Genomic DNA, 24,491 nt, shown 5'->3' with positions numbered 1-24,491 from the left:
CGTGGCCGCGATGACCCCGCTGACCCCTCCCTACACCGACCCGGCGAACGTCGAGGCAGCCCTCCGCCGCGACGGCTACGCGATCGTGTCCGCCCCGGCTCTGGCGTCCTGGCTGCCGCAGGGGCTCGGGGGCCTGCAGGCGCTGCAGCCGGCGTGGGACGAGCTCCCGCCGGACACGTACCTGCGCGACGGCGGCCGCTACCGCCGGCGACGCCACTCCTGCTTCGTGGTCGAGGGGACGCAGGTCGAGATCACGCCGCACCGCGCGCACTGGCAGCCGCTCGAGTACAACGCGCTGCACGGCGGCCTCGAGCGGTCGTTCGCGCCGATCCTGCCGGTGGTGACGCAGCAGCCGGTGTGGTCGGCGCTGCTGCGCCGCCTGGGAGCGGTGTGCAGCGCCCTCGCGCCGCAGGTGCCGCGCTGGTACGTCGAGGCGCACCAGTTCCGCATCGACACCACCGACGGCATCGGCCGCCCGACCCCCGAGGGCGCCCACCGCGACGGCGTCGACTTCGTCGCGGTGCTGCTGGTCGGGCGCCGGGCGATCAAGGGCGGCGAGACGCGCGTGTTCGCGGCCGACGGCCCGTACGGCCTGCGCTTCATGATGAGCGAGCCGTGGACGCTGCTGCTGCTCGACGACGCGCGGGTGATCCACGAGACGACGCCGATCCAGCCGCTCGACGAACCCGACGGGCACCGCGACACGCTGGTGCTGACATTCCGCGCCGGCGGCTTTCAGGGCCCGGCCTGAAGCCGCGCTGGCTCGTGACTCGGCTTGCCACCGAAGGGTATCCGCGACCCGACGGGCTCACCGTCCTCGAGCGGCACCATCATCGCCGTCGTCTTCGAGGGGACGAAGCTCCGCGAATGCGGTGAAAAATTCCTCCGTTTCGAGCATGTCCTTGACGGATTTGTAAATCGTATCCTCGGTCAAGGTCTCAACGAGGATCATATTGGCGCTCCAGAAGTACAGACCATGCAAGCACTCTCCTGTGGCGCGGTTTCTCGTAAAGAGGAGTTGTACGTTCTTCAAGGTGAAGAACGTCGCTGCAAAACGTCTACCGTCCGGCAGCGTGACCACGACGTCCACGTTGTCCTCTTCTGGATCCCATGACGGGAGGCCCATTGTCTTCAGGGTGAATTCGAGGTCCTTCATGCATCATCCCCGAAGAGTTGCAGGATTTCAGCGATCACGGAGCGCCTTTCGAAGCTGACGGAAGTATAACGGGCACGGCCCCCGAACGCGCTTCCGGGGCGTGTGACTCGGCGGCCTCCGTCGACGCACTCTGGCTGCGCCAGGCACTCCGCCTCGCACCCCGTCTCCCGGACAGGCGAGCTCGACCTGGTGCGTCGGGTTCGCGCCCTCCTGCACACGCAGGAGGGGGCCTGCGCGAGCCGCACGAACTCATGGCCCGCGCGCGGTCGTGCGCCGGATCTGCCGCCAGATTTTTTCATCCACCCCGCTGCCCCTGCGCCACAGGGGGCGTGAGGCGTCGCCCGGCCGGCGCTCGCGAGGCGCGCTCCATGAATTTGACGACATGAACTTACAGACATGACCTTCGGGTCATCACCGCGAGGCGACCCCTCGACGCCGGCCGGGCGCCGTCCGGCTGCCACGATCTCCTGTCACTCTCCCTGACGAACATCGCGCGCGCGGGCAGCCTGCGCGCGCATGGAGGAACGCATGCACCGATCGCAGCACCGACTGATGCGCCGCACCTTCCTGGCGGCGCTGGGCCTCGGCATCGCCGCGCCGCTCGCGGCGAAGATGTCGCGCCTGGCGATCGCCGCCCCCGGCGACCGGCCCAAGCGCCTCTTCATCCTCTACATCCCGCACGGCATGCCGCCCGAGCACCTCGAGCCCTACGGCCAGGGGGACGGCTTCCTGCAGGGCTCGAACGTGTTGAGCCCGCTCATCCCGTACAGCAGCCGCGTCGCCGTCGTCCGCGGGCTGTCGATGAACGGCGGGATCTCCAACCACGTGGCGATCCGCGCGACCCTGACCGGTTTTCCCGAGGGCGAGGGCAGCGACTCGATCGATCGTCTGATCGCCGACGGCATGGGCGTCACCCCGCACGTGCTCGGCGCGATCCCGTACGACAAGGGGGCCGGCTTCTACAGCGACTGTTACCTCGTCAAGCACGGCTCGTGGGTGCGGCCGATCGAGAGCCCGGTGGACGCGGCGGCGCAGCTGTTTCAGGGCGTCGGTCCGGCGCCGATGCCGATGCCGGGCGTCGACGAGAACAAGTTCCGCGCCGCGACGCTCGGGCTCACCGAGAGCGAGCTCGAGGCGATGCAGACGGCGGTGTCGGGCCTGACGCGCGAGGAGAACAAGCTCGCGCTGCACCTCGACGCGGTCCGCAACCTCAAGGCCAAGGCCTCGGGCGAGGGGCCGCCGCCGCCGATGGTCAGCTGCGACAGCAAGCCGGCGCTCCCGGCCGTCGACGCGGTCGCCGGGCTCGACCCGCTCAACCAGAGCTACTTCGGCAAGATCCTCGACGCGCACCTCGAGGCGAGCGCCCACGCGTTCCTGTGCGGCTCGGCGCGGGTGATCACGCTGCAGAACATGTGGGTCAACGCCGGCCTCAACTTCGGCTTCGAGGGCGGGCCGGGGATCGCCAAGGGGCACCACGACCCGGTGTCGCACTCGTGGGACGCGGCCGGGCGGGCCGAGTTCGCGCAGTGTCAGAAGTGGTTCTTCGAGCGCCTCGCCGCGAAGTTCCTGGCGGTGCTCGACCAGCCCGACCCGCTCGACGTCGAGGACCCGACGCGCAGCGTGCTCGACAACACCCTCGTCTACGTGTGCAGCGAGGTGTCCGACGGCGCCAATCACAACTCCGACCATTCGGACGTGTGGATCGACGGTCAGCCGGTGAGCTCGAGCCTCCCGGCGATCTTGATCGGCGGCGGCGGCGGTTACCTGAAGACGCAACAGGTGGTCCAGGTCGAGCGCAGCCACATCGACATGCTGGCGACCCTCGCCGACGCGATGGACGTCCCGCTCGGCACGATCGGCGGTCAGGCGGTCTCTGCGATCCAGGAGCTCAAGGCATGACACGCATCAACCTCTCCTCCCGACATGTGTCCCTCGCGTGCAGTCTGGCTCTCGGGACAGGTTGCCCGGGCGGCGCCGCGAACGGCAGCGACACCGACGTCGGCGCCACCGACGGCGCCACCGCGGGTCCGACGACCGGCGCCACCGGTCCGGACGAGCCGACCACCGGCGCGAACGACACCGATGACCCGCCGCCGGCGAATCCGGCCGGGCGCTGCGAGGAGTCGCGGATCGGCCCGCGGGTGCTCCGGCGCCTGACGCAGGTCGAGCTCGAGCACACGCTCCGCGACATCTTCCCCGAGATCGACGGCACCTGGTCCGGCGTGCAGCTGGGGATCGATCCGGCGTCGAAGCACGGGTTCACCAACGACGCCGCGACCTTGCTCGTCGGCGACCAGACCGCCGCCGAATGGCTGGCCACCGCCGAGGGTGTCGGCGACGCCGTCACCGCGCCCGGGGTGCTGCCAGTGATCTTGCCGTGCGCGGCCCAGAGCCCGGACTCCGCCTGCGCCGCCGAGTTCATCGACGAGTACGGGCGGCGGCTGTTCCGCCGCCCGCTGACCGCCGACGAGCGGGCGCGCTACGAGTCGCACTTCGCGGCGATCGCCGCCGAGGTCGAGTTCCCGATCGCGCTGAAGTGGACGCTCGTCGGCCTGATCCAGTCGCCGCACGCGGTGTACCGCAGCGAGCTCGGCGAGGCGGTCGACGGCGGCTACGCGCTGACGCCCTACGAGGTCGCGACCGCGCTCGCGTACACCTACGGCGGCAGCACGCCGAGCCCGGAGCTGCTGGCGAAGGCCGAGCAGGGCGCGCTCGCCACACCGGAGGCCCGCCTCGCCGAGGCCGGCGCGCTGCTGTCGACCCCGCGCGGCAAGGACGTCCTGCACCTGTTCTTCCGCCAGTGGGCCAAGTACCCGCAGGTCGAGAGCAAGGTGAAGATCGACGTCGCCGCGTTCGAAGACATCCGCATGCGCATGATCGACGAGACGCGGCGCTTCGTCGACGAGGTGGTGTTCGCGCAGGACGGCGACGTCCGGGCCTTGTTGACGGCGCCCTTCACCGTGCTCGACGCGACGCTCTCGCAGTTCTACGGCTTCGGTCAGGTCGCCGGCGACAGCGCGGTGGTCGAGCGTCCGGCCGACTGGGGCGTCGGCCTGCTGGCCCAGGGATCGGTGCTCGCGGGGCAAGCCCACGCCGACAGCTCGTCGCCGACCAAGCGCGGCCTCCTGGTCTACGATCGGCTGCTGTGCGGGCCGCACATCCCGCCGCCGATGAACATCCCGGCGATCGATCCGCCGATGCCGGGCGCGCAGACCACCCGCGAGCGCTACGAGGTCGCGCACGCGGGCGACCCGGCGTGCCAGTCCTGCCACCAATACTTCGACCCGATCGGCTTCGCCTTCGAGCACTTCGACCGGGCGGGCCGCTTCCGCGCCGACGAGAACGGGCTGCCGATCGACGCGACCGGTCAGGCGCTGGACACCGACCTCTCGCCGCTGATCGCGTTCGACGGTTTGAGCGACATGTCGAGCAAGCTCGCCGAGCTGCCGCGGACGACCGACTGCGTCAGCGGCCTGCTGGCGACCTACGCCTACGGCGTCGAGGAGAACTGCCTCGCCGAGGAGGCCCGCACGGCCCTGCAGGACGGCGAGCTCGGCCTGCGCGAGTTCTACGTCGAGCTGGCGGCGAGCGAGCACTTCGTCCGCCGCGCCGAGTGAGGCGGCCGGCAGCGGCGCGGGTGTTCGCGCGCCGTTGCCTGCCCGTGGTCCGCCCGCTAGAAGAGGACATGCGCGCCGCCCCCCGAGCTCGACGTCGCCGCCCGCTGCTCGCCCTGCTCGGGGTCGCGCTGGTGCTCGCCTGCCGCGGCGAGGGCGAGGTCCTCGAGCTCGCGGACGGCGAGCCGGGCGACGGGCGCTGCGAGCTCGTCGTCGTCGATGCCTCCGCCGGGCTCACGGTCGCCCGCGTGCTCACCAGCGACTGGGAGACCGGCTCCTGCTACGAGCTCACGCTCACCAACACCGGCGCCGCGCGGGCGGCCTGGTGGGTGCACCTCGCCACCGACGCGGCCGTCGTCGACCGCTGGAACCACGCCGCGACCGACCTCGGCGGCGGCCTCCTCGAGTGGCGAGGGATCACCATGTCCAACAACATCGAGCTCGATCCGCAGGGCACCACGGTGGTCGGCACCTGCCTGGAGTGCTGAGCCGCGACGTCCTGTCGGAGCACCGTCCACGCCGCCCCTGTGACCGAGCCGCGAAGTCGCGCCCTGCCCCCGCAAGACCGCTCGGGCAGCCGCCCTGGCCTGGTCGGCGCTCGCGGGCCGGGATACAACTTCCGCCTGTGGTCGCCATCCCTCTGGCCCTCGCGCTCGTCGCCGGCGAACCGCCGCCCGTGAGCGCCCCCGCCGAGGTGACCGAGACCGTCACGGTGCCCCGGCGGATCGTCGTCGGCGTGATCGAGGGCGGCCGCATCGACGCCGTCGCGGTCGTCCAGGCCCTCCGCGGCCACCTCGCCGATCTCGAGGTCGGTCCCACGGTCGAGGCCCGACCCTCGGCCTCGCTCGCGGAGCAGCTCGGGTGGGCCCGCGAGCGCCTCGCCGAGGGCGTCGGCGCGGTCGTCTGGGTCGAGGCCACGTCGGGGCAGGGGAGCGCCGTCTATCTGCTCCTCGGCGCGCCCGAGCGGCTCTACACGCGGCACCTCGACACGCCCGACGATCCGCTCGAGACGCGGGAGATCCTCGGCGTGGTCATCCGCGGCCTGGTCGCCTCGCTGGCGACGAGCGAGGCGCCTGCCGACATGGAGATCATCGCCGTGCCGGTGCCCGAGGAGCGTCCGCCGCCGCCCGCGCCAGCGCCGCCCGCCGCCGCCCCGCCGCCGAAGCCGCCGTCGGAGCCGCGCCGGCGACTGTTGCTCGGCCTCGGTTACGCCGGTTCGAGCTACGCCGCCCAGCTGCCGTGGGCCAGCGGTCTCGGGCTCGAGCTCGGCTTCCTCGACCGCAGCGGCATGGTCGTCGCCGTGGGCGCCGCGGGCCTCCTCCATCCCGTGCTCACGCCGGAGGTCGGCCAGCAGACCCGCGACGACGCCCGCCTGCGGGTCGGTCGCGTCGGCTTCACCCTGCGGGCCGGCTTCCGCTTCCCGCTCGGGGCCCGCCGCCGCGTCTTCGTCGAGCCGACGGTGGCCGGTCGCGGCGAGGTGATCGTCTGGCGGCCGACCGCGGGCTCGCAGGCGAGCGGGGGCACGGGGTTGCGAGTCGGCGCCGCGCTGACCGTCGGCCTCGGTGTCGAGCTCGGGCGCGGACTCGCCCTGGCCCTCTCGGCCGGCCTCGATGTCTGGGTCCGCAATTTCGACCTCGTCGCCCGCACGCCCGTGGGCACGACCCCGCTGGTTCGCCCGCCGAACTTCGGGGCCACCGCCGGCCTGGGCCTGACCTGGGTGCGGTAGGGCCGCGGCGCCGGCCCATTTCGAGCAGTTCTCGCCAGCTCGCCGCCACGCCGGCCGCGTGATGCTCCCTCCTCGCGGCCTTGCTGTCGGAGCCCGGCGCGAGGGCGACTCGAGATGGCCCGGGTCGCGGCACCGGGGCCGCGGCGCCGGCGCCCCGTCGTTTTTTTCATCCGCCGTGGCGCCGCCGGGCCACCCTACCGCCGATTGCTCGCCAAGGCCCCCGCACCGGTGCTCGTGGCCGTCGCCGCCGACGAGCCGCCCGACGTCGCGCGCGAGTACGCCGAGGCTCGCGCGCTCGCGCGGGCGACCGCGGCCGGCGACCGCCAGGCCGCGACCAGCTTCGCCCGCCGTCTCCTGCCGGTCGCGCGCCGGGTGACGCGGGCGCTCCTCGGCTCCGGCACCGACGCGGACGACGTCTCGCAGTCCGCGCTGATCGAGCTGCTCGAGTCGGCGCGCACCTACGCCGGACAGGGGCCGCTCGAGGCGTGGGCCCGCCGGATCACCGTCCGCGTCGCCCTCCGCTGGCTTCGCCGCGGACGCCGGCTCTCGCTGGTCGCCCACGACGAGGACGACCTCGGCGAGTCCTCCGACCGCGGTGACGACCTCCGCGAGCACATCCCGCGCGCCGTCGCCGACTACCTCGCGCTCCTCCCCGAGCAGCAGCGGATCGCCCTCGTGCTCCGCCACGCGCTCGACCACACCTTGCCCGAGATCGCCGAGCTGACCGGAGCGCCGGTGCCGACCGTGAAGTCGCGGGTCCTCAAGGCCGAAGAGACCCTCCGCAAGCTCATCCGCCGCGACCTCAACCTCGGCCGCCCGGCCCCGTGACGGAGCCCCGATGCACCACGACCCCGAAGCAATCGACGACACCCCCGAGGACCGACGCTGGCGCCGGCTCGTCGACGCGTCCCTCGGCGGCGACCCGCTCTCGCCCGAGGACGCCGCCTTCCTCGCGGCGCACCGCGGCGACGGGGTGGCGACGCAGCGCGAGCGCGAGCTGCTCGACGCCCTCCGCCGCGGCGAACCCGAGGCGACCGAGGCCGCCGCCGACGACGCGCTCGTCGCGGCCGCCGTCGACCGCTTCCTCGCCGACCGGGCGGCCGCGGGCCAAACGCCGCGTCCCGCGGTCGGCCGCCGCTCGGCCCTCGTCATCGGTCTCGGCGTCGCCTTCGCCGCGGCGGCCGCCTGGCTCCTGCTCGTTCGTCCCCCGGGACATGTCCCCGAGGACATCTCATCGCCGCTCGCCGCCGCCTCACCTGACGCGAAGGACAGCCGCGGCGAATCACCACATGACCATCGGGACAGCCTCGCCGCCCGCTCGGCGGGGCCGGGCGATCCCGTCGAGTCTGTGCCTGTCCCCAAGGACATCCCCGTCGAGCTACGCCTGCTCCGCGGCGACGCCTCCGCCGGTGGCGCCCCGCTGGCGCTCCACCAGCCCCTCGCCGACGGCCCGCTCCGCCTCGGCGACGCCGCCTGCGTCGGCGCGGCCGACCTGCTCACCGCCTGCGCCGAGGGCGAGGCCGAGCTGCGCGCGCGCGGGGCCGTCCTCGCCGTCGAGCGCGGCCGTGTCCGCGTCGAGGTCGCGCCGGCGGGCGTCGGTATCGTCTGGATCGAGGTCGCGGGCGTGGCGATCGTCAGCGACGAGCCGGGCGCCGTCCTGATCGTCGCCGAGCCCCGAAGCTGGCAGGTCATCGCCCAGCGCGGCGCTCACCGCCTCCGCGACGGCGACGTCGAGCGCTCGCTCGCCGAGGGCGAGACGGCCGACTCCCGCGAGCAGGTCGTCCCCGACGGCGGCGGCCGACCCAAGCAGGCGAAGCCGCGCCCGGCGAGCGACCCCGGGCAGCTCATCGACGAGGCGCACGCCCTCCGCGGCGCCGGCAAATACCGGGCAGCCGCCAAGATCTACCGCCGGCTGCTGCGCGAGCACGGCGACACCTCGCTCGCGCGCACCGCCCAGGTCGCCCTCGGTCAGCTCTCTCTCGGCCCGCTCGGCGATCCCCGCGGCGCGCTGTCGGCCTTCGACGCCTACCTCCGCGACGCGCCGCAGGGCGCCCTCGCCGAGGAGGCCCTCCACGGCCGCGTCGAGGCGCTCCACCGCCTGGGCCGCGAGCAGGACGCCGCCCGGGCCGGCGCCGAGTTCCTGCGCCGCTTCCCCCGCAGCCGCTACGCCCAGGACGTCCGCCAGCGCCTCGGCACGGGCTGAGCCGACGGCTTCGAAGACGACTGCCGCGTGGAGAGGGCTGACCCAAAGAACATTCTTCGCACCCATGCGCGCTCCGTGGAGCCGGCTGCCCGCACGTGGCTCTCCGACCGAATGTCAAACTTCTCTCGAGAATCGGCCGACCTGGCGCGCGGAGATCGAACCGGCGATCCCTCGTTTCACCAGTCCTCGCGCCCGTCCGCGGCCCGTCGGCAATTACCTTGAATATCGAGCGCTCGAGAGCGAGATCGCGGACGCCGCCGTCCTCCCAGCGGCCAATTCAGCCCGGCGATTCGCTCGAAGCGCGCGCCCACGGCGAACGCGCCCGGGTCGCGGAGCGACGAGTGCGTCGCCTGTCCCGAAAAGCAGGAGCGGAGCGGCGCCGAGGCGGCTCCTGCGAGGACCCGCTGTTCCGCCGCCGGGCCGAGCCCGGCGATGACCCGGCCGTCCGACCACGAGCGGTGGGGCGCGTCGCCGGGCGGCGCGTGCGACGGAGTCGATCGCTCAGGACTTCTTCGGCGAGATGATGATCTCCACGCGCCGATTGTCCGCGCGGCCCTCCGCCGACGTGTTGTCGGCGACCGGGCGCGACGAGCCGTGGCCCTTCGCCGTGATGCGGTCCGCCGCGACCCCGTGGCTCACCAGGTAGTCGCGGACCGCCTTGGCGCGGTTCTCCGACAGGGTTTGGTTCAAGGCCGCCTTGCCCTGCGAATCCGTGTGGCCCTCGACCACGAAGGTCGACTCGGGGTCGTTCATCAACAGCGCCTCGGCGACCTGGTTGAGCTTGGCCTGGGCGGCCGGCAGCAGCTCGTACTTGTTGCTGCTGAACAGCACGGCGCCCGACAGCGTGATCACCGTGCCGCGCTCCTCCTGCTTGATCGCCGCGATGCGGGCGAGGTCCGCGTTGGCCTGGGCGGCCCGCTTCTCGGCCTCCTCACGCCGCTTGCGCTCGGCCTCGAGCTCGGCCGCCGTGTTGGCCGCCGTCGTCTTGCTGTCGGCCAGCGCCGCCTTCGTGCGGGCCAGCTCCTCCTTCGTGCGCGCGGCGTTGCGCTCCTTGAGCGACGCCTCCTGCTCCGCGGCCTCGGCGATCCCCTTCGTGAGCATGGCGATGCGCGCGAGCACCTCGGAGTACTCCGCCTTTCGCTGGGCGATGTACGCCTGGTCGCGCGTCAACTCGCCGTCGCCGTCGTCCTTGAACCGCTGCTCCGCGACGGTCAGCGACTCCTTGGCGACGTGCAGGTCCGCCGGGGCGTAGGTCGCCGCCGGGCCGCCCGCCGCCCGCTCGTAGGCCGCGCGGGCGTCGACCAGTTCGCTCGGGGGCGCGTGCGCGCAGGCGATGGTGAGGCTCGAGACGATGGATGCGACGATGATCCTGGGCGTGTTCATGGCTCGGCTCACTTGCTGTCACCGGCGACGGCTTCGACCTCGCGCTGGGCCCTCTTGGCCTCGGCGCGGGCCTTCTCTTCCCGCGCGAGCGCGTTGGCCAGCTCCGCGTCGTTGATGGCGCGCAGCGCCATGGAGTGCGCGAGCTCGTTCTCGCCGTCCTTGAGCAGCGCCTTGGCCTTGTCGAGCTGCTCCCGGGCGAGCTGCAGCGACAGCGCCGCCTTGGGCACCTGGGCCGCACCCGCCTCCTCGGCCCCGCGGATCGACGCCATCGAATTGGCCAGGGTCTCGTTGGGTGGGGGGAAACGCGCGCACGCGGTCGCAGCGCACACGATGCCGAGCAACAATTCGACGCGCATCAAATCCTCCTCCGCGCATTTCAGGGCGCTTTCGCAGCGCGGACATGATTAATGTAACAAGGGTCGAACGAGCCCTGCAACCACGATTTGCCGTCCGAATCGGGGGCTTCGGTCCCCCCGAAGCTGCGGCCGCGAGGCGCCATACGCAGGCCCGGCGCTCTCCTGACGCGTCGTATCGAGTCCGCACGCGATCTCGCCCGCGGAGCCGCGGGTGCCCCGGACGACAGGTGGACAATCTACGCAGTGGCCCTGGTTCGTCGCGCAGATCGGCGTTCGCCACTCCTCGCGCTCGTGAAGTCGATGCCGTGCAGACGGCCGCATCGATTCAGGCGGACCCCGAACGGGCCCGCGAGGCGAGGAGGCCGACGTCGCGCCCGCGTCATCGCTGCGCCGCTCTCGGCTCCGCGAATTCGCATGACTCGATCCTCGCAAGACGCGTGCGAAAGGTGTCCGAAGAGACAGGTTCGGCGGCGAGTCGATCCTCGCGAGGTTCATGATGATCCGAGTCCTCGCGGCGACGGGCTCGACAGACCACGCGGAGGATCTCGCGGCCGAGACGACGCGAATCACGGGTCATCGCTCTCGGGTCGGTTCGAGCAGGGAGGCACGTCCGCGATTCGGGGCGCGGCCGGCTCACGGCTTGCGCAGCGGGCCGGGCGGGGTGATCGGCTTGCGCGGGCCGGTCGCGCTGTCGCGGCCGGTCTCGGCGCGGGCGAGGTCCTGGCGCGGGAGCAGGTCGGGGGCGCGGCTGGCGAGGGCGACCGCCTCGGCGTAGTGGCGATGGGCCCGGCTGCGCTCGCCGGCGGCGGCGGCGAGGTCGGCGAGGGCGAGGTGGAGGCGGGCGAGCGCGGCCTCCTGGCCCGGCAGGGCGCTGCGGATCGCCAGGGCCTCGCCGAAGCGGAGGCGGGCGTGGGGCTTCTCGCCGAGGCGGAGGTGGAGGCGGGCGTGCTCCTCGAGCGCGTCGGCGACGGCGGGGTGGCGGGGCAGGCCGGCGAGCAGGGCGAGGGCGAAGTCGAGGTGGGCGCGGGCCTCGTGGTTGCCGCCCTGGATGGCGAGCATGCGGCCGCGCAGCAGCTCGATGCGGGCGGCGGTGGCCGGGCGGTCGTCGACGCGGGCGAGGGTGTCGCGCAGGAGCATCTGGGCGCTGGTCGGGTCGCCCTGCTCGGCGAGCAGCTCGGCGCGCAGGAGGGCGACCTCGGTGAGGCGCCTCGGGTCGCGCAGGCGCTCGGCGGTGGCGCCGGCGAGGCGGGCGACGGCCTCGTCGCGGGTGCATCCGGCCAGGTAGCGCAGGACGTCGGCGACGAGGTCGTCGTCGCGGTGGGTGATCGCCAAGTTGAGCGCGGTGGCGAGCTGGTCGCGGCCCTGGTGCTCGACGCCGCGCTCGCACGAGACGTGGCCGAGGAGCGCGGCCGCCTCGGCGCGCAGCGGGTCGCCGCCGACCTCCTTGAAGACGCGGTCGACCTGGCGGACGGCGTCGGCGTGGCGGCCGGCGAGGGCGGACACGCGCGCCTCGTCGAGGGCGGCGGCGAGGTCGGGGGCGGCGGCGACGGGGCCGACGAGGTTGTCGGGGTCGAAGCAGGGGGCGATGCCGGGCAGCGACTCGGCCATGCGCTCGGCCTCGCCGAGCTGCTCGGGGCGCAGGCGCGCGAGGGCGCGCGTGACGACGGCGAGGTCGCGGCTGCGGCGGTCGAGGCAGGCGCGGTGGCGCTCGCGGACCGGCTCGGCGGCGAGCGGGCCCGAGCAGGCGGCGGCGCGGGCCCGCGTCAGATCGGCGGCGTAGCGGTCGAGCTGCGCGCCGGCGCGCGCGGCGGTGGCGGCGGCGAAGGGCAGGCCGGTGGCCTCGAAGGCGCCGGCGAGGCTGCTGCCGGGGGCGGGGAGCTCGAAGCTGGTGGCCCACTCGCAGGCGTGGTCGGGGCGCGGGGCGACGAGGGCGAGGGCGACGGCGGCGAGCCCGGCCAGGCCGGCGGCCAGGACCACGCCGGCGCGGCGCCGACGCGGCGGGGCGGCGAGGTCGGCCAGCAGCGCCTCCATCGACGGGTAGCGCTGCGCCGGGTCGGCGTGGAGGCCGCGGACGAGCACGCCGTAGATGCCGGACGGGACCCTGGCGTCGCGCGGCGGGGGGGCGATGAGGCCGGCCATCACGCGCCGCTTGAGCTCGGCGCGGGTCTCGGAGGCGAACGGGTGCCAGCCGTAGAGGCCGCGGTAGACGGCGACGCAGAACGCGAACTGGTCGCTCTTCTCGGTCGCCTTGAGGCCCTGGAACTGCTCCGGGGACATGTACGACGGCGTGCCCATGAGCGCGCCGCTCTGGGTCAGCCGCGAGCTGCGCTCGAGGTCCTCGGCGGACACGTTGTCGCCGCCGTCGGCGCCCCCGACGTCGGGGTCGGGGGCGTTGCGGACGAGGCCGAAGTCGACGACGCGGACCCGCCCGTCGTCGCCGACGAGCACGTTCTCGGGCTTGAAGTCGCGGTGGACCATGCCGCGGCGATGGGCGGCGGCGAGGCCGTGGCCGGCCTGCAGGTAGGCGTCGAGCACCTGCCGCCAGGTCCTCGTGGCCGTCTCGAGCCAGCGCCGCATGTGTACGCCGCGGACGAACTCCATGGCGATGAACACCCGGCCCTCGAAGTTGCCGGTCTCGTAGACCTGGACGACGTTGGGATGCGACAGCTGGGCCAGCGCCTGGGCCTCGCGGATCAGCCGCGTCGAGGCCCGCTCGAGCCCGCCGTCGCGGTCGAGCCGGACCAGCTTGATGGCGACCTTGCGGTCGAGCTTGTCGTCGTAGGCGAGGTAGACCTCGCCCATGCCGCCGACGCCGAGCGACTGCAGGACCGCGTAGCGCGCGATCTTCTGCGGCTGCGCGCCGGGCTCCTTGCCGCCGAACAGCTTCGCGTGGGCCGCGGCCTTGATCCGGCGCACCTCGAGCGCGGCGGGGCTGGTCGGCGCGCGCGAGGCGTCGTCCGGGGCGTCGCCGGGGTCGGGCATGGCCGGCAGGATAGCCGAAGCGGGCCGGACCGGCGCGCCGCCGGCTTCACGGCGCCGCACGACCGGCGGACCGACCGCGGCGCCCCGCGGTCGCCGCGAGATGGCGGATGGGACATGTCTGAAGAGTCAGGCGACGCGCCGGTCGTGCCCCCGCTCGCTGGCGCGCGGCCGCTCCACGGGCCATGCCAGATGCATGCGACGGGCGCTTCATGCCCGGGCCGGACCGCCGCTGTGCGCGCTCCTCGGGCTCGTGGGCTGCAGCCGCGAGGAGCCACGGCCGGCGCCCGCGGTCACGAGCCAGGGAGCGGCCAGCGGCGGACCGGCGCGCCGCGACGACCGCGCCCGCTCGGCGACGGTGCGCGCGCTCGAGGCCGGCACGCTCGGTCCGCAGGACCGGACGCCGGTGGAGCAGCTGCTGCTGGTCCTCGACGGCTACACCCGCCCCAAGCGCGACGCGGCCGGGGCGCCGAACGAGCGCCACACCCGGGCGCTGTTCTTCTGCGCCCAGGAGAACGCGGACTTCAGCCAGTGCGTGGTGTTCGACGGCACCGAGGCGGGCGCCCACCTGACCGGGGTGGAGTACGTGATCTCGGCCGAGCTGTTCGCCACGCTGCCGCCGATCGAGCGCCAGTACTGGCACGCGCACGGCGGCGAGGTCGACAGCGGCGTGATGGTCGCCCCCGGCATCGACGACCCCGCCCACACCGAGCTGATGGGCGAGCTGCGCTCGACCTACGGCAAGGGCTGGCGCACCTGGAACGCGGAGACCGACCCGCTGCCGTTCGGCGAGCCGACCCTGATGTGGTCGATCGCGCCGGGCAAGCTCGAGCCGGCGGTGCGGGCCGAGATGCGCGCGCGCCGGCACCGCGAGGCCGAGTAGCCCCGGGGACTTGCGCAGCTCCGCGCCGGGGTCACAGTGCGTGAACGAGCCGCGGCCGCGGGGCCCGGCGGGCGTTGATACGGTGAGATAAGTGTGGCGGCTCCGAGATAAAGTTCCGCATCGGGCTGTCCCTGGTGTTTTGTGGACCGTCGTTGAGATCATTGAAGAAGCCGAGCCGAACCATGCGTGGCCCGTGTCGTGCTCAAGCCGGGGCAAGGACCTGCGTCATGGCACCGATCACGCCCACTCCGAAACATACGGAAGAGCCCGCGAAGGATACGCAGGGCCAACGTATGGGCTCGATGTGGCGCGTTCCGAGGCGCCGACGCTGAGCTCGACGTAGTCCGCGACCACGAAGTTGGCGGGCGTCCGACTGGCAGCAAAACAAACCGCTGCCAGACGCTCAGTTCGCGGCCGGCGAGGCTGTCGCCAGCCGATGAGCTGCTTCCACGTCGCTCTGTTCTTCCCCGGCACGGAAGGCCGCGGGTCCACCCGGTCGATGCTGTTCGACGCATCGACGCCAGCCAGGTCGGCTGGAAACCACGCGTCCGTCGACGCGCGCTGCTTCACAATTGAATCGTCGAAGAGGAAGAGAATGATTGCGTCGTGGGCGGCCCCGACCCTCGGTTCTGACCCGAGGCGAGCTGGATCGACACCAGCCGGCGCAATACCTGCCACGGACCACCGTCGACGGTGTCCGCGGCGAGCTGGTGCCGTGGCCGAGTGACAGGCGGCGCTCTCATAAAGCGCAAGACGCAGGTTCGTGACCTGCCGGCACCACGAAGATCGGGCTGCGAGCGAAGGCGCTGGCGAACCCTTGCAAGGTTCGTGTTCACACCGGGGGCGGTACCCGGGCGGTCCATGGCACTCGAACACACGACAATCTACTCCTGGGCCGATGGGACAGATGGATGTCCGGCGGATTCTTACCCCGCTTCAGGCTGGATCGTTACCAGCTCGGCTCGCTACATCGAGACAGGCTCTCGGGCTCCGGCCAGGACGGGAATGGGGCGGCCTTTTAATCCGCATGCCGAGCGTTCGCGCTCGACCGAGTTCGACTCTCGGGGAGCTCATTCAAGCTATTCTTATTCATGAAAATTGCCGCCATGGGGGAGCTGGAGTCCCCACCTCGTTGTCAGCGAGGGGACCGCGGGTTCAAGTCCCGCTGGCGGCGTCCGAGATATACTGAAGAAAATATAAGCATTTGCCGCCATGGGGGAGCTGGAGTCCCCACCTCGTTGTCAGCGAGGGGACCGCGGGTTCGAGTCCCGCTGGTGGCGTCCGCCGGAGCAACACGACGAACAGGGGCGCGCATGGCGTGCTACGCGAGGCTTTGACCCTCGTCACGAGAGTTCGAACCTCTCCGCCCCTTCCATCGCTCCGGGGATCGTCCTCTCGCCGGTGTGGCCTAGTGACCGGGTGTCACCCTTCCAAGGTGAAGACGCGGGTTTGATTCCCGCCATCGGCTCTCTCTTGCGTTTTTGCCAAAATTTGCAGCTCAGGTCTTGATAGTGAGACGCGTGGTTGCCATCCACGAGGGCCCGGTGCGACTCCGGGGAGTTGCTCTTCGTCTGCCCTTGCTCCAAGGGAGAGCGCTGCTTGGTATGTAGCGCTTGCCGGGAGCGTTACCCGGCGAGGGCTTCGATCGCGCCGGTCCGCAGGGACCTTCGCCCTTCAAGCATCAATGGTCGATGCGCCGCCCTCGTAGCGCGGAAACGCCGGGTTCGATCCCCGGGAGGGGCTCTTGGTGAGAGAGGACAGCCGGTCCAGGAGCTCCCCGGCCGAGCGCCTGCATGACACGCAGGAGGGACGAGGTTCGATTCCTCGATGGACCAATCCATTTCTGGCAAATATGCTCTCGTGGTCTAGAAGATAGGGCCCAGGTCTACGGAGCCTGAGACGGTGGTGCAATTCCACCCGAGAGTACTCCTCCGGCCCCTCAGGCATCAACGGTGATGCACCGCCCTTGTAGCGCGGGGACGCCGGGTTCGATCCCCGGGAGGGGCTCCTCAGACAATCATGCTCTCGTGGTCTAGTAGAAAGGGCCCAGGTCTACGGAACCTGAGACGGTGGTGCAATTCCATCCGGGAGTACTCCTTGTTTTTATACATATGGCCTCGTAGTGTACGAGACAGCACGCGACCGTCCGAAGGTCGAGGATCGGGTGCAATTCCTGGCGAGGCCGCCATGCTCACGTAACTCAGCCCAGACGAGAGTGCCGCGGTCCTAACGCGGAGGTCGCAGGAGCGAAGCCTGCCGTGAGCGCCGGGCTCGCGTAGCTCAGATGGAGGAGCGCTGGTCTTCTATACCAGGGGACGCAGGTTCGACCCCTGCCGCGAGTGCCACTATTTCATTTTTTTTATAATATTTCTCGAAGGGGGGAGGTGTTGGCGGTGACATACACGACTCCAAATCATGAGAACCGGGTTCGAATCCCGGCCCCCCTGTTGGGCTAAAGCTCGTGAGAAGAGCGGTGCTCTGTGACAGCACAGGTGAGGGGGCAGAACCCTCTAGCCCACCCAATTCATGCCCACGTAGCTCAACGGTAGAGCGGCGTTCTCACACATCGCAGGTCGGGGGTTCGACACCCTCCGCGGGCATCGAGAATCTTTGGCCCTGTAGTTCAACGGCAGAACGCTGCGCTCTCGACGCGGAGACCGGAGATCGTCACTCCGCAGGGTCATCTTATCGAGGTGAAGGCTTGTTGGTAAGCCGCATGCTCGGGGAGCATGAGACTGTGCGTTCGACTCGCACCACCTCGACCAATTTGTTCGAGACTCGAGAGAATACGGAGACGGATCGCGGAGTGCGAGGCGTGTTTCGGGAACACGTAGGCGGGGTGCGACGCCCCGGTCTCCGACCAATTTCATCCGGCTCGCCACGGCGCACGTACGCGTGCGCCGTGGCGGGCGCTCCCCGCGTCAGTGGAAGGTCCCACACCTCGTCTGATAAGCGAGCCTTTCGGAGTTCAATTCTCCGGGCGCGGACGACTTCTCTTCCTCTTCGGCGATGTCCGCCAGCGCTCCGGCCGTGGGTCGGACGTCCCGAGACTCTACACAGACCTTGTCGCGGAGAACGTGCCATGACGCCCCCCAATGCTTCCAAGCTGCCCCTCTACGTGCTGACCGGCATCTACTACCTGATGACGGCGCCGCGTTCGGTCCGCCGGCTGCAGAAGAAGCTGCTGGCGCTCGCTCAGGCTTGAAGCCCGGCGACGGCGGGGCCCGCGGCGTCGGGGAGAGACCGGTCGGCGACGCGAGCGGGAGATCGTTCCGCGGGCGAGCACCGTGGGCTTGGCCCGCGTGCTGCGAGGAACCGTGCCTCGCGTCGCGGGCGAGCGGGAGACCTCGAGGTCCGCACCGCGCCGCCGACCGCCGTGTCACATCAAGTGACGACGCGAGAATTCGGCGCGAAGCTTGGCCAGCGCACCTTCTTGGAGCTGGCGGATACGCTCGCGCGACAGCGAATAACCCGCGCCGATCTCCTTGAGCGTCATCTCCTCCTCGCCGTCGAGGCCGACGCGCTTGCGCAGGATGTCGGCCTCCAGCGGCGAGAGTTGGGCGAACACTTCTTGCAGCTGCTCGTGGAGCAGCTCGCGGTCGAGCACGTCGGACGGGGCGACGTAGTCGGGGTCGGCGACCGTGTCGACGAGGCTGGCCTCGCCGTCGCGCGAGGCGGGCAGCGCGAGGCTCAGCGGGCTCTCGATCAGCGACCAGCCCATGCGAGCGATCCGCTCGACGCTGACGCCGCTGGCCACCGAGAGCTCCTGGTCGGTCGGCTCACGGCCCTCGCGCGCCTCGAACTCGCGGCGGGCGCGGCTGACCTTGTTGCAGGCGTCGATCATGTGGACCGGCAGGCGCACGCTGCGGGCCTTGTCGGCGATCGAGCGGCTGATGGCGTGGCGGATCCACCACGAGCCGTAGGTCGAGAAGCGGCAGCCACGGGCCGGGTCGAACCGGTCGACGGCCTTCATCAGGCCGAGGTTGCCCTCCTGGATGAGGTCCTGCAGCGGGACGTTGCCGCGGTGAAAACGGCGGGCCAGGGCGACGACGAGGCGCAGGTTGGCGCGCACGAACGCGTTCCTGGCGGCCGCCAGCGCGGCGTGCTGCTTGCGCACGTCGGCGGCGTAGCGGGCGAAGGGGACGCTGCCGCGACGCGGCGGGTTGACCTTCAGCGAGACCCGGGCGCCGCGGTCGTTCTGCAGGCTGGTGAGGTCGGCGAGGATCGCGTCGGCGAGCTCGCCGTCGAGGTCGGCCGCGAGCATGGCGGCGGCGAGGTCGTTGCGCGCGGCGTGGAAGGCGTCGTGGTTGCAGCGCAGGTCGCGGTCGCGCAGCGTCCGCGAGGCCCGCTCCAGCGCGGTCAGGGCGGCGAGGGGGCAGGCCTCGTCGCCGAGGCGCTCGCGCAGGAGGGCGCAGATGGGCGCGACGTACGGCGGGTAATTCAGGATCGCGACCCACACGCGCTTGCGCAGCTCGCCGATCTTCAGGGCCGCGGCGGTCTCCTCGTCCTTGGTCATGACGTCGACCTCGGCGAGGTCGCGGAAGTACGCGGTGAGGGGCCGATGGGCCGTGTCGCCGGCCGGAGCGAGCGTGGGTTCAGCAGAGGTGTCACGCAGCATGGTGGTCTCCTTTCAGGCCGGTGCAGGATCCGCGGGGGCGAGCCGCGGACCGTAAGGAGTGTCCGTCCGCGGATCGAGGCGGTAAGATGATTGAGGCCGGTGCGGCCGGAGGGCGCGCGGATCCTGCCCGGCTCCGGGCGCGCGACAGGCGAGCCCAGGCGATCGTCGAGAGTGGTCGAAATGTTAATTCAAAGATTCGTCGTAGGCCAATCTATCGAGGCCGACCGGCTTCATTTGGTCGCGCCGGCCAGCTTGGTGCGCATGTCGATGGCCAGGTTGTAGTGGCTCTCGACGATCTTCCGCACTTCTTCCAGTTCGTCGCGCAGCTCGTCGGTCTGCGCGTAAGGGATGAGCTTGTTGTCGAGGGCGGCGAGCCAGCCGGCGTGGACGTCGATCTGGATGTCGATGTAGGCCTTGTCGAGCGGGTCGCCCTTGTCGATCTTGCCCATGGTGTCGAGCTTCTGCCGCGAATCCTGCTTGAGGTCGCTGGCCAGACGGCTGCTGGTGGCGCGCAGGTCGAGGGCGCCGCGGACCTTCAATTCGCGCTCGCGCACGAACTCGTGGTCGTTGATCATCATCGCCGCGAACTCCTTGACCTTCTGGGTCTTGGCCCACTTCTTCATGAATTCGCCGTGGGCCACGGCCTCGTCGTTGATGACGTCGAGGACGCCGAAGATCTCGTCATCGCTGGTGTTGCGCTCGGCCGGCGCGGTCGCGGCCGGTGAGGGTTCCACGACCGGCTCCGGGGCGCTGGTGTCCGGAGACGTACGCGAGCAGGCCGCGGCGAGCACGAAGGACATCATGTAGAGGGTCTTGTTGCGCGTCTGCATGCACCTTGGCTGATCCAGGCCGTCCAGCCGGGCAACGAGAAAATGTCCGCAGGGGCGAACCCGCGCATTCTCCGGAAATGTCGGTAGTTCCGGAAACGGGCAGATGAACGATGTTTGGGCGCGACCTGGCGCGATTTGACGCGGGGGCGCGGGGGCGCAGGGGCGCAGGTTTTTCTGACGGACGGATGTCCGAGGTGGTGCGCGAACTGCGGGATCTCACGCTCGCGCGCACAAGGCGCTGAGCGGTCGGACTCCTGCCCTCAATCCCGCCTGTGAGCAGGGGGGGCGCGTCGTGGCGGGGACGAGGTGCGCCAGGACGGTCGGCAGCCTCAGCAGATTGGCTTTCAACAGACGATGATCGCCGTCGACGAGGCGCCACCCGTCGTGCTGACAGACGACGTCGATCGGGTGCTGCACGCCAGGGCCGCGCATGCGCGCGAGGATGCAATTCCGGCCGATTCGCCGCTTCCGCCGGCGTCGCGGCGCCACACGGGGGCTGCGAGGATGCGCTGGAGGCCGAGCGAGCTCGACGCTTCGCCTGGGGGCGCCGCGTACGCGCCGAGGCGGGCGTTGCCCCCACACGAACAGCGGCAGGGCGTCGGCGAGACCGGCGGGGAGCTCGCTGACGTCGGCGAGGAAGCCGGCGATGCTGGCGCCGAGCGGCTGCCGATCTTCAAGGGTGTACATAACGGACGCGGGGTGCTGGGATTCGTCGCCCGGGCGAATGTACCAGTGGGGTGAATGGTGGTACTGTTCGCTGAAGACGCGCAGTTGGGGCACCGCCGGATCGACTGGTGACCTGGGCGCAGACCCTGTCACGAGCGGCGGGGTAGCAGGTGTGCCAGGCGCTGGGCGATGGCGTGTGCACGGAGGAGGGCCGCTTGTTGCGGATCCGCGAGGAGATGTCGCAAGAGGTACTCGCCCCACTCCAGCCGGGTGTGCAGCTCGAAGCCGCGAGCCGCCTTCGCATATCGGTGATTGACGCGATCGGCGATCCCGTTGTAGCGATCGCAGGCGGTATTGACGGTGCCGCGAATCGCGGCGTCGATCCACTGCAGGCCCTCGAGCAGGGTGCTCTTGCCGGCGCCGTTGCGGCCGACGATCGAGCCCAACAGTCCCTCGGGCTCACGGTGAGCCGCTGCGCTGGCGGAAGCCGCGGATGAGCCAGCCGCCCTTGGCGCGGCTGTCGAGGTCGCGCATGACGGAGGCGGCGCGGGCGTGGCTGATCCGCAGGCTCACGAGGTCGCGCATGACCTGGCGGGCGATGTAGTAGCGGCGGGCGCCGTCGAGGAATTCGACGCAGCTCTCGAGCCAGCCGAGCCAGGTGTCGTGGCGGCCGCCGCGGGTGGGGCCGGCGGAGAGGTTGCCGACGCGGGTCTGGTGGAGGGCGCGGGCGCGGCTGGCGGCGAAGCTCTGCAGCTCGGCCTCGCCGTCGTAGGCGACGCGCTGCTCGAGCTGGGCGGCGACGAGGCCGGCGTCGATGAGGCCGGGGTCGGCGGGCTGGGCGAGGCGCTGCAGGGCCTGACGGCGGACCTCGGGCTCGGCGCTGGCGAGGGCGGCGAGGTTCTGCTGGGCGATGTCGAGGGCGGTCCAGCGGTAGACGAAGTCGAGGCCGGTGCCCTTGATGTTCTGGGTGCCCATGAGGATCGCGCGCACGCCGGGCGGGACGGTGAGGGCGCAGCGGAGGATGACCTGGTCGCCGGTGGTCAGCGGGTCGACGACGACGTCGACGAGGTCCATGAACAGGAGGCGGTAGGCGTCGCGCACGGCGGCGTGGACGAGGCCGTGCGGCATGGTGGCGCCGGCGTCGAAGGCGGCGTCGACGCGGGCCCTGAGGCGCACGCACACCGCCGTGCGCGCGAGCTGGCGCAGGAAGTGGTCGGCGGCCTCCTGCGGGCTGGCCAGGCGCACGCACTCGGGCGGGTCGCTGTCCTCGAGGACATCCGCCGATTCGATCAGGCCGACCAGCCACGGGCTCAGCTCGTTGCGCACGACCGCCAGGACCTCGTCGAGGCTGATGCTGGCGCGCGGATCTTCGGCCAGGTAGGGCGCGCAGCGGCGGGCGATCTCGTCGCGCTCGCCGGCGAGCGAGCGGCCGGCGCCCTGGGCGTAGAGCACCAGCTGGCCGGGCAGGGCGTCGGGCGCGACCGGGCGCACGCGGGCGAGCAGGCGGGTCAGGCGCTGGTGGGCGCGGGCGCGGCCGGATGGCCCATCGGCCAGGTCGTCGCGGGTCACGATCTCCTGCGCGGCGAGGAAGCCCTCGAGCGCCTCGCGGATGTAGCCGACCAGGCCCTGGGTGTTGGTGCCGATCAGCAGGTGGCGGTCGGCGGCGACGTCCTCGACCAGCAGGCGGGCGAACACCTGCGAGCGGGCGACGCGGTCCTCGCGGTTGTTGACGACGGTGATGACGTAGCGGTCGGGCTCCTTGTCGAGGTCGAGGCGGTCGCAGCCGGTGCGGCGCCAGTTGGACAGGAAGCCGGCGCGCTCGTTGGCGGAGCAGCCGTTGATGAACTCGAGCGTGCGGCCGGCGACGCGGGCGGGGCCGTAGCGCTTGAGCACGCCGAGGTCGGGGACGACGTGCTCGGCCATGGTGGCGATCGCCAGGGTGCGGTCGAGGCCGAGGTGCTCGGCGAGGCGGGCGACGAGGGCGACGTTGCGCGGGTGTTCGTCGTAAGGGATCAGCGCGAGCAGGTCGGCGGGCAGGAGGTCGCCGGCGAATTCGTCGACGGCGTCGAGGTCGCTGCCGCGGCGGCCGGCGGCGTCGCGCAGGACCGGCAGGAAGTTGATCTCGCTGGTGACGGTGCGCGCGGCGGTCGGCACGAAGCGGGCGATCACCTCGGCCACGTCCATGCCGGCCGGGCCCTGGATGTCCTCGTGGTCGGGGTAACAATTGGTGATCGTCGCCGCGTCGTCGCGCATCCAGTGGTGCTGCAAGATCTCCACGTAGGCCGGGTTGAGCGCCATGCACTCCCACAAGAACACGTCGCTGCCTGTCTTTGCGGCCAGGTTGAGGAGCGTGCGCTGCTCCCAGATCGTGGCCTTGCCGTAGGGGCGGAAGGTGTAGATCTCCATGGCCTGGCCGCGCGGGGCGGCGTGGATGAACATGGCCTCGCAGCCGGTGGTCTTGGCGAACACGCGGTAGCCGAGGCCGTGGAACAGGCCGGCCTTGAGGCGCTCGGTGCCCGACTTGCCGCGCGTGCCCCAGCCGCCGATGACGAGCGGGATCCGGGCGCGGTCGCGGGCGATCGAGCGGGTGCGCAGGTAGGTGCCGACGAACAGCATCGCGGCCAGGGCGGCGAGGAAGTAGGCGAGCGCGGTCTGGCTGCTGCCGCTCAATGTGAAGATGTCCGCGAGGACAGGTTCGCCGAGGTCGGGCAGCTCGAGCGGGACGAGCACCGCGCCGAGGCCGGTCATGGCCGGGGCGGCGGCGGGCTGCGGGGCGGAGGCGGGGCCGAGGGCGGGGCGGGCCGGGGCGGCGGCGGGCTGCGGGGCGGAGGCGGGGCCGAGGGCGGGGCGCGCCGGGGCGGCGGCGGGCTGCGGGGCGGAGTCGGGCTCGAGGCCGGCGAGCGCGGGGGCGACGGCGGCCGGGTGCGAGGCGGAGACGGCGCGGGCGACCTCGGGGGTGAGCTTGATCGACTGCGTGACGGGGATGTCGATGCTGGTGTAGGCGGGCTCGCTGCTGCGGGCCTCGTTGTTGCCGAACAGCTGCAGCAGCTGGGCCGGGGCGGTGCGGGCGAGCGAGGCGCAGGGGGCCGGGTGGGGCACGAAGTAGAGCTCGACGCCGTACTGCTCGCGGAGGACGCGGGCGTAGGCGGCGCGAGCGGCCGGCTCCTGGGCGTCGAGGGCCTGGCGGCGCAGCTCGGCGAGCTGGCCGTAGCGCAGGCTGAGGCGCAGGTGGGCGGCGATCCGCCGCCACAGCGGGAGGTGCCAGCGCAGCTCGGTGGTGCCCTGGCTGCTGACGACGCGGACGAGCCGCGGGCGCAGGACGGGCAGGCCGAGGATGTCGTCGACGAGCGGGAGGTGGCGGCCCCAGCCGCCCTCGCGCTCGCTGTGGACGCGCTCGCCCGGGACCTCGGTGGCGACGACCTCGTGCAGGCGGCCCGAGTGGGCCCGCAGGTCGCCGCGGAGGACGCGGCCGCGGATGTGCGAGAAGCCCTGGCGCTTGTTGGGGCCGGGGTGGCGCAGCTCGTGCCAGGCGCGCCACAGGCGGGCGGCCCAGCGGTCGCCGCGGCGCATGAGGATGCTGTCCTTGCGGACATGTGCGTCGATGCCCCAGTCGTCGCGGGTGAGGGCGGCGAGGATCCGTCCGAGCCAGGCGGCGTCGCCGGGGGGCGGCAGGTCGGGCCGGCGCAGCGACACGCGCGCGGCCTTGCCGGGCGGGGTGCGGGCGAGGGCCTCGGCGAACACGGTGGTCCAGGCGCGGCGGGCCGGGTCGAGCGCGCCGTCGATCGCCTGCAGCGCGGCGGCGGCGGCCTCGTGCACGGCGGGCGTGTGGTCGTCGCGGGTGGCGATCCGGGCCAGGACGGCGCTGAGGGCCACGAAGTCGCCGGGGCCGGCGTGCCATGTCCCTTCGGACATGTTGACGATCTCGGCGCAGGCGACCCGGACCACCAGCGGAGCCATCTCGTCGGCGAGGAGCGTGGCGAGGGCCGGGGCGTCGGCGGGGCCGCGCAGGAGCCCGCGGACGGCCGCGGCGCGCACGCGGGGGCTCTTGTCGCCGGCGAGGATCGTCAGCAAGGCGGC

General features: G+C 72.0%; 17 protein-coding genes, 16 tRNA genes and 1 pseudogene. 26 read left to right on the top strand and 8 right to left on the bottom strand.

The window, feature by feature from the left end; all coding sequences use genetic code 11:
• The first annotated feature begins 10 nt into the window (after positions 1–10).
• A complete protein-coding gene (locus K7C98_RS17120; RefSeq protein ID WP_224192740.1) occupies positions 11–751 on the top strand; it encodes a 2OG-Fe dioxygenase family protein in 741 nt (246 codons plus the stop codon).
• Between the two features lie 57 nt (positions 752–808).
• Here K7C98_RS17120 and K7C98_RS17115 read toward each other — a convergent pair whose 3' ends face one another.
• Positions 809–1,156, bottom strand: a complete 348-nt coding sequence (locus K7C98_RS17115) for a hypothetical protein (RefSeq protein ID WP_224192739.1) — start codon at positions 1,154–1,156, stop codon at positions 809–811.
• A gap of 528 nt (positions 1,157–1,684) precedes the next feature.
• On the opposite strand from K7C98_RS17115, the gene K7C98_RS17110 reads away from it, so the two are divergent.
• From K7C98_RS17110 to K7C98_RS17085, 6 genes are all read left to right on the top strand, one after another.
• A complete protein-coding gene (locus K7C98_RS17110) occupies positions 1,685–3,055 on the top strand; it encodes a DUF1552 domain-containing protein (protein ID WP_224192738.1) in 1,371 nt (456 codons plus the stop codon).
• On the top strand, positions 3,052–4,773 hold the full coding sequence (locus K7C98_RS17105) for a DUF1592 domain-containing protein (protein ID WP_224192737.1): 1,722 nt from the start codon (positions 3,052–3,054) through the stop codon (positions 4,771–4,773). Before K7C98_RS17110 ends, K7C98_RS17105 begins: the two co-directional genes overlap by 4 nt.
• A 68-nt stretch (positions 4,774–4,841) precedes the next feature.
• Positions 4,842–5,258 (top strand): hypothetical protein, encoded by a 417-nt coding sequence (locus tag K7C98_RS17100; RefSeq protein ID WP_224192736.1) that lies wholly within the window; start codon positions 4,842–4,844, stop codon positions 5,256–5,258.
• A gap of 137 nt (positions 5,259–5,395) precedes the next feature.
• Positions 5,396–6,496 carry a hypothetical protein gene (locus tag K7C98_RS17095; protein ID WP_224192735.1) on the top strand — a complete coding sequence of 367 codons (1,101 nt, stop codon included), beginning with the start codon at positions 5,396–5,398 and terminating at the stop codon, positions 6,494–6,496.
• 204 nt (positions 6,497–6,700) lie between these two features.
• Positions 6,701–7,324, top strand: a complete 624-nt coding sequence (locus tag K7C98_RS17090) for an RNA polymerase sigma factor (RefSeq protein WP_224192734.1) — start codon at positions 6,701–6,703, stop codon at positions 7,322–7,324.
• Between the two features lie 10 nt (positions 7,325–7,334).
• Positions 7,335–8,699 carry a tetratricopeptide repeat protein gene (locus K7C98_RS17085; protein WP_224192733.1) on the top strand — a complete coding sequence of 455 codons (1,365 nt, stop codon included), beginning with the start codon at positions 7,335–7,337 and terminating at the stop codon, positions 8,697–8,699.
• Positions 8,700–9,200: 501 nt separating this feature from the next.
• Here the strand turns inward: K7C98_RS17085 and K7C98_RS17080 are convergent.
• The 3 genes from K7C98_RS17080 to K7C98_RS17070 all read right to left on the bottom strand — a co-directional run bounded on the left by K7C98_RS17080 (position 9,201) and on the right by K7C98_RS17070 (position 13,420).
• Positions 9,201–10,082: an OmpA family protein gene (locus K7C98_RS17080; protein WP_224192732.1), complete on the bottom strand. Its 882-nt coding sequence runs from the start codon at positions 10,080–10,082 to the stop codon at positions 9,201–9,203.
• A gap of 8 nt (positions 10,083–10,090) precedes the next feature.
• A complete protein-coding gene (locus K7C98_RS17075) occupies positions 10,091–10,426 on the bottom strand; it encodes a DUF4398 domain-containing protein (protein ID WP_224192731.1) in 336 nt (111 codons plus the stop codon).
• Between the two features lie 645 nt (positions 10,427–11,071).
• Complete coding sequence (locus K7C98_RS17070; RefSeq protein WP_224192730.1) at positions 11,072–13,420, bottom strand: serine/threonine-protein kinase; 2,349 nt, start codon at positions 13,418–13,420, stop codon at positions 11,072–11,074.
• 193 nt (positions 13,421–13,613) lie between these two features.
• On the opposite strand from K7C98_RS17070, the gene K7C98_RS17065 reads away from it, so the two are divergent.
• The 18 genes from K7C98_RS17065 (at position 13,614) to K7C98_RS43670 (ending at position 17,505) form a co-directional block, all read left to right on the top strand.
• Positions 13,614–14,300 carry a DUF1264 domain-containing protein gene (locus K7C98_RS17065; RefSeq protein WP_224192729.1) on the top strand — a complete coding sequence of 229 codons (687 nt, stop codon included), beginning with the start codon at positions 13,614–13,616 and terminating at the stop codon, positions 14,298–14,300.
• A gap of 709 nt (positions 14,301–15,009) precedes the next feature.
• A tRNA-Ile gene (locus K7C98_RS17060) sits at positions 15,010–15,080 on the top strand.
• Between the two features lie 320 nt (positions 15,081–15,400).
• Positions 15,401–15,474, top strand: a tRNA-Asp gene (locus K7C98_RS17055).
• Positions 15,475–15,506: 32 nt separating this feature from the next.
• Positions 15,507–15,580: transfer RNA gene (locus K7C98_RS17050), tRNA-Asp, on the top strand.
• A 23-nt stretch (positions 15,581–15,603) separates the two neighbouring features.
• Positions 15,604–15,675: transfer RNA gene (locus tag K7C98_RS17045), tRNA-OTHER, on the top strand.
• Between the two features lie 22 nt (positions 15,676–15,697).
• A tRNA-Gly gene (locus tag K7C98_RS17040) sits at positions 15,698–15,768 on the top strand.
• Positions 15,769–15,969: 201 nt separating this feature from the next.
• Positions 15,970–16,043: transfer RNA gene (locus tag K7C98_RS17035), tRNA-Thr, on the top strand.
• Positions 16,044–16,063: 20 nt separating this feature from the next.
• Positions 16,064–16,135 (top strand) — tRNA-Val (locus tag K7C98_RS17030).
• 99 nt (positions 16,136–16,234) lie between these two features.
• Positions 16,235–16,307: transfer RNA gene (locus K7C98_RS17025), tRNA-Thr, on the top strand.
• Positions 16,308–16,321: 14 nt separating this feature from the next.
• Positions 16,322–16,393, top strand: a tRNA-Arg gene (locus K7C98_RS17020).
• A gap of 20 nt (positions 16,394–16,413) precedes the next feature.
• Positions 16,414–16,488 (top strand) — tRNA-Arg (locus K7C98_RS17015).
• A gap of 1 nt (position 16,489) precedes the next feature.
• Positions 16,490–16,565: transfer RNA gene (locus K7C98_RS17010), tRNA-Arg, on the top strand.
• A gap of 4 nt (positions 16,566–16,569) precedes the next feature.
• A tRNA-Arg gene (locus K7C98_RS17005) sits at positions 16,570–16,645 on the top strand.
• Positions 16,646–16,675: 30 nt separating this feature from the next.
• Positions 16,676–16,747: transfer RNA gene (locus tag K7C98_RS17000), tRNA-Trp, on the top strand.
• A gap of 81 nt (positions 16,748–16,828) precedes the next feature.
• Positions 16,829–16,900: transfer RNA gene (locus K7C98_RS16995), tRNA-Val, on the top strand.
• Between the two features lie 12 nt (positions 16,901–16,912).
• Positions 16,913–16,983 (top strand) — tRNA-Glu (locus K7C98_RS16990).
• Positions 16,984–16,989: 6 nt separating this feature from the next.
• Positions 16,990–17,065: transfer RNA gene (locus tag K7C98_RS16985), tRNA-Pro, on the top strand.
• Between the two features lie 317 nt (positions 17,066–17,382).
• On the top strand, positions 17,383–17,505 hold the full coding sequence (locus K7C98_RS43670) for a hypothetical protein (RefSeq protein ID WP_263429578.1): 123 nt from the start codon (positions 17,383–17,385) through the stop codon (positions 17,503–17,505).
• Between the two features lie 174 nt (positions 17,506–17,679).
• Here the strand turns inward: K7C98_RS43670 and K7C98_RS16980 are convergent, their stop codons facing one another.
• Both K7C98_RS16980 and K7C98_RS16975 read right to left on the bottom strand, forming a co-directional pair.
• Complete coding sequence (locus K7C98_RS16980; protein ID WP_224192728.1) at positions 17,680–18,918, bottom strand: sigma-70 family RNA polymerase sigma factor; 1,239 nt, start codon at positions 18,916–18,918, stop codon at positions 17,680–17,682.
• 230 nt (positions 18,919–19,148) lie between these two features.
• Positions 19,149–19,748, bottom strand: coding sequence for a DUF4142 domain-containing protein (locus K7C98_RS16975; RefSeq protein WP_224192727.1), 600 nt, complete (start codon positions 19,746–19,748; stop codon positions 19,149–19,151).
• A gap of 354 nt (positions 19,749–20,102) precedes the next feature.
• Here K7C98_RS16975 and K7C98_RS16970 point away from each other — a divergent pair, with 354 nt between their 5' ends.
• Positions 20,103–20,489 (top strand): hypothetical protein, encoded by a 387-nt coding sequence (locus K7C98_RS16970; protein ID WP_224192726.1) that lies wholly within the window; start codon positions 20,103–20,105, stop codon positions 20,487–20,489.
• A gap of 74 nt (positions 20,490–20,563) precedes the next feature.
• Here K7C98_RS16970 and K7C98_RS16965 read toward each other — a convergent pair whose 3' ends face one another.
• Together K7C98_RS16965 and K7C98_RS16960 are read right to left on the bottom strand one after the other, a co-directional pair.
• Positions 20,564–20,860 carry an ATP-binding protein gene (locus K7C98_RS16965; RefSeq protein WP_224192725.1) on the bottom strand — a complete coding sequence of 99 codons (297 nt, stop codon included), beginning with the start codon at positions 20,858–20,860 and terminating at the stop codon, positions 20,564–20,566.
• Between the two features lie 13 nt (positions 20,861–20,873).
• Positions 20,874–24,491, bottom strand: a pseudogene (locus K7C98_RS16960) (hypothetical protein); the annotation flags it as partial.

The organism is Nannocystis pusilla, assembly GCF_020073745.1.
Taxonomy (GTDB): Bacteria; Myxococcota_A; Polyangia; order Nannocystales; family Nannocystaceae; genus Nannocystis; species Nannocystis radixulma.
The sequence above is the reverse complement of the archived record's forward strand: the minus strand, read 5'-3'. Positions and strand labels throughout refer to the sequence as shown.

Coding starts and splice junctions, on each gene's coding strand:
- K7C98_RS17120 (WP_224192740.1), top strand. CDS start 11: ATGACCCCGCTGACCCCTCCCTACACCGACCCGGCGAACGTCGAGGCA.
- K7C98_RS17115 (WP_224192739.1), bottom strand. CDS start 1,156: ATGAAGGACCTCGAATTCACCCTGAAGACAATGGGCCTCCCGTCATGG.
- K7C98_RS17110 (WP_224192738.1), top strand. CDS start 1,685: ATGCACCGATCGCAGCACCGACTGATGCGCCGCACCTTCCTGGCGGCG.
- K7C98_RS17105 (WP_224192737.1), top strand. CDS start 3,052: ATGACACGCATCAACCTCTCCTCCCGACATGTGTCCCTCGCGTGCAGT.
- K7C98_RS17100 (WP_224192736.1), top strand. CDS start 4,842: ATGCGCGCCGCCCCCCGAGCTCGACGTCGCCGCCCGCTGCTCGCCCTG.
- K7C98_RS17085 (WP_224192733.1), top strand. CDS start 7,335: ATGCACCACGACCCCGAAGCAATCGACGACACCCCCGAGGACCGACGC.
- K7C98_RS17080 (WP_224192732.1), bottom strand. CDS start 10,082: ATGAACACGCCCAGGATCATCGTCGCATCCATCGTCTCGAGCCTCACC.
- K7C98_RS17070 (WP_224192730.1), bottom strand. CDS start 13,420: ATGCCCGACCCCGGCGACGCCCCGGACGACGCCTCGCGCGCGCCGACC.
- K7C98_RS17065 (WP_224192729.1), top strand. CDS start 13,614: ATGCGACGGGCGCTTCATGCCCGGGCCGGACCGCCGCTGTGCGCGCTC.
- K7C98_RS43670 (WP_263429578.1), top strand. CDS start 17,383: ATGACGCCCCCCAATGCTTCCAAGCTGCCCCTCTACGTGCTGACCGGC.
- K7C98_RS16980 (WP_224192728.1), bottom strand. CDS start 18,918: ATGCTGCGTGACACCTCTGCTGAACCCACGCTCGCTCCGGCCGGCGAC.
- K7C98_RS16975 (WP_224192727.1), bottom strand. CDS start 19,748: ATGCAGACGCGCAACAAGACCCTCTACATGATGTCCTTCGTGCTCGCC.
- K7C98_RS16970 (WP_224192726.1), top strand. CDS start 20,103: ATGATCGCCGTCGACGAGGCGCCACCCGTCGTGCTGACAGACGACGTC.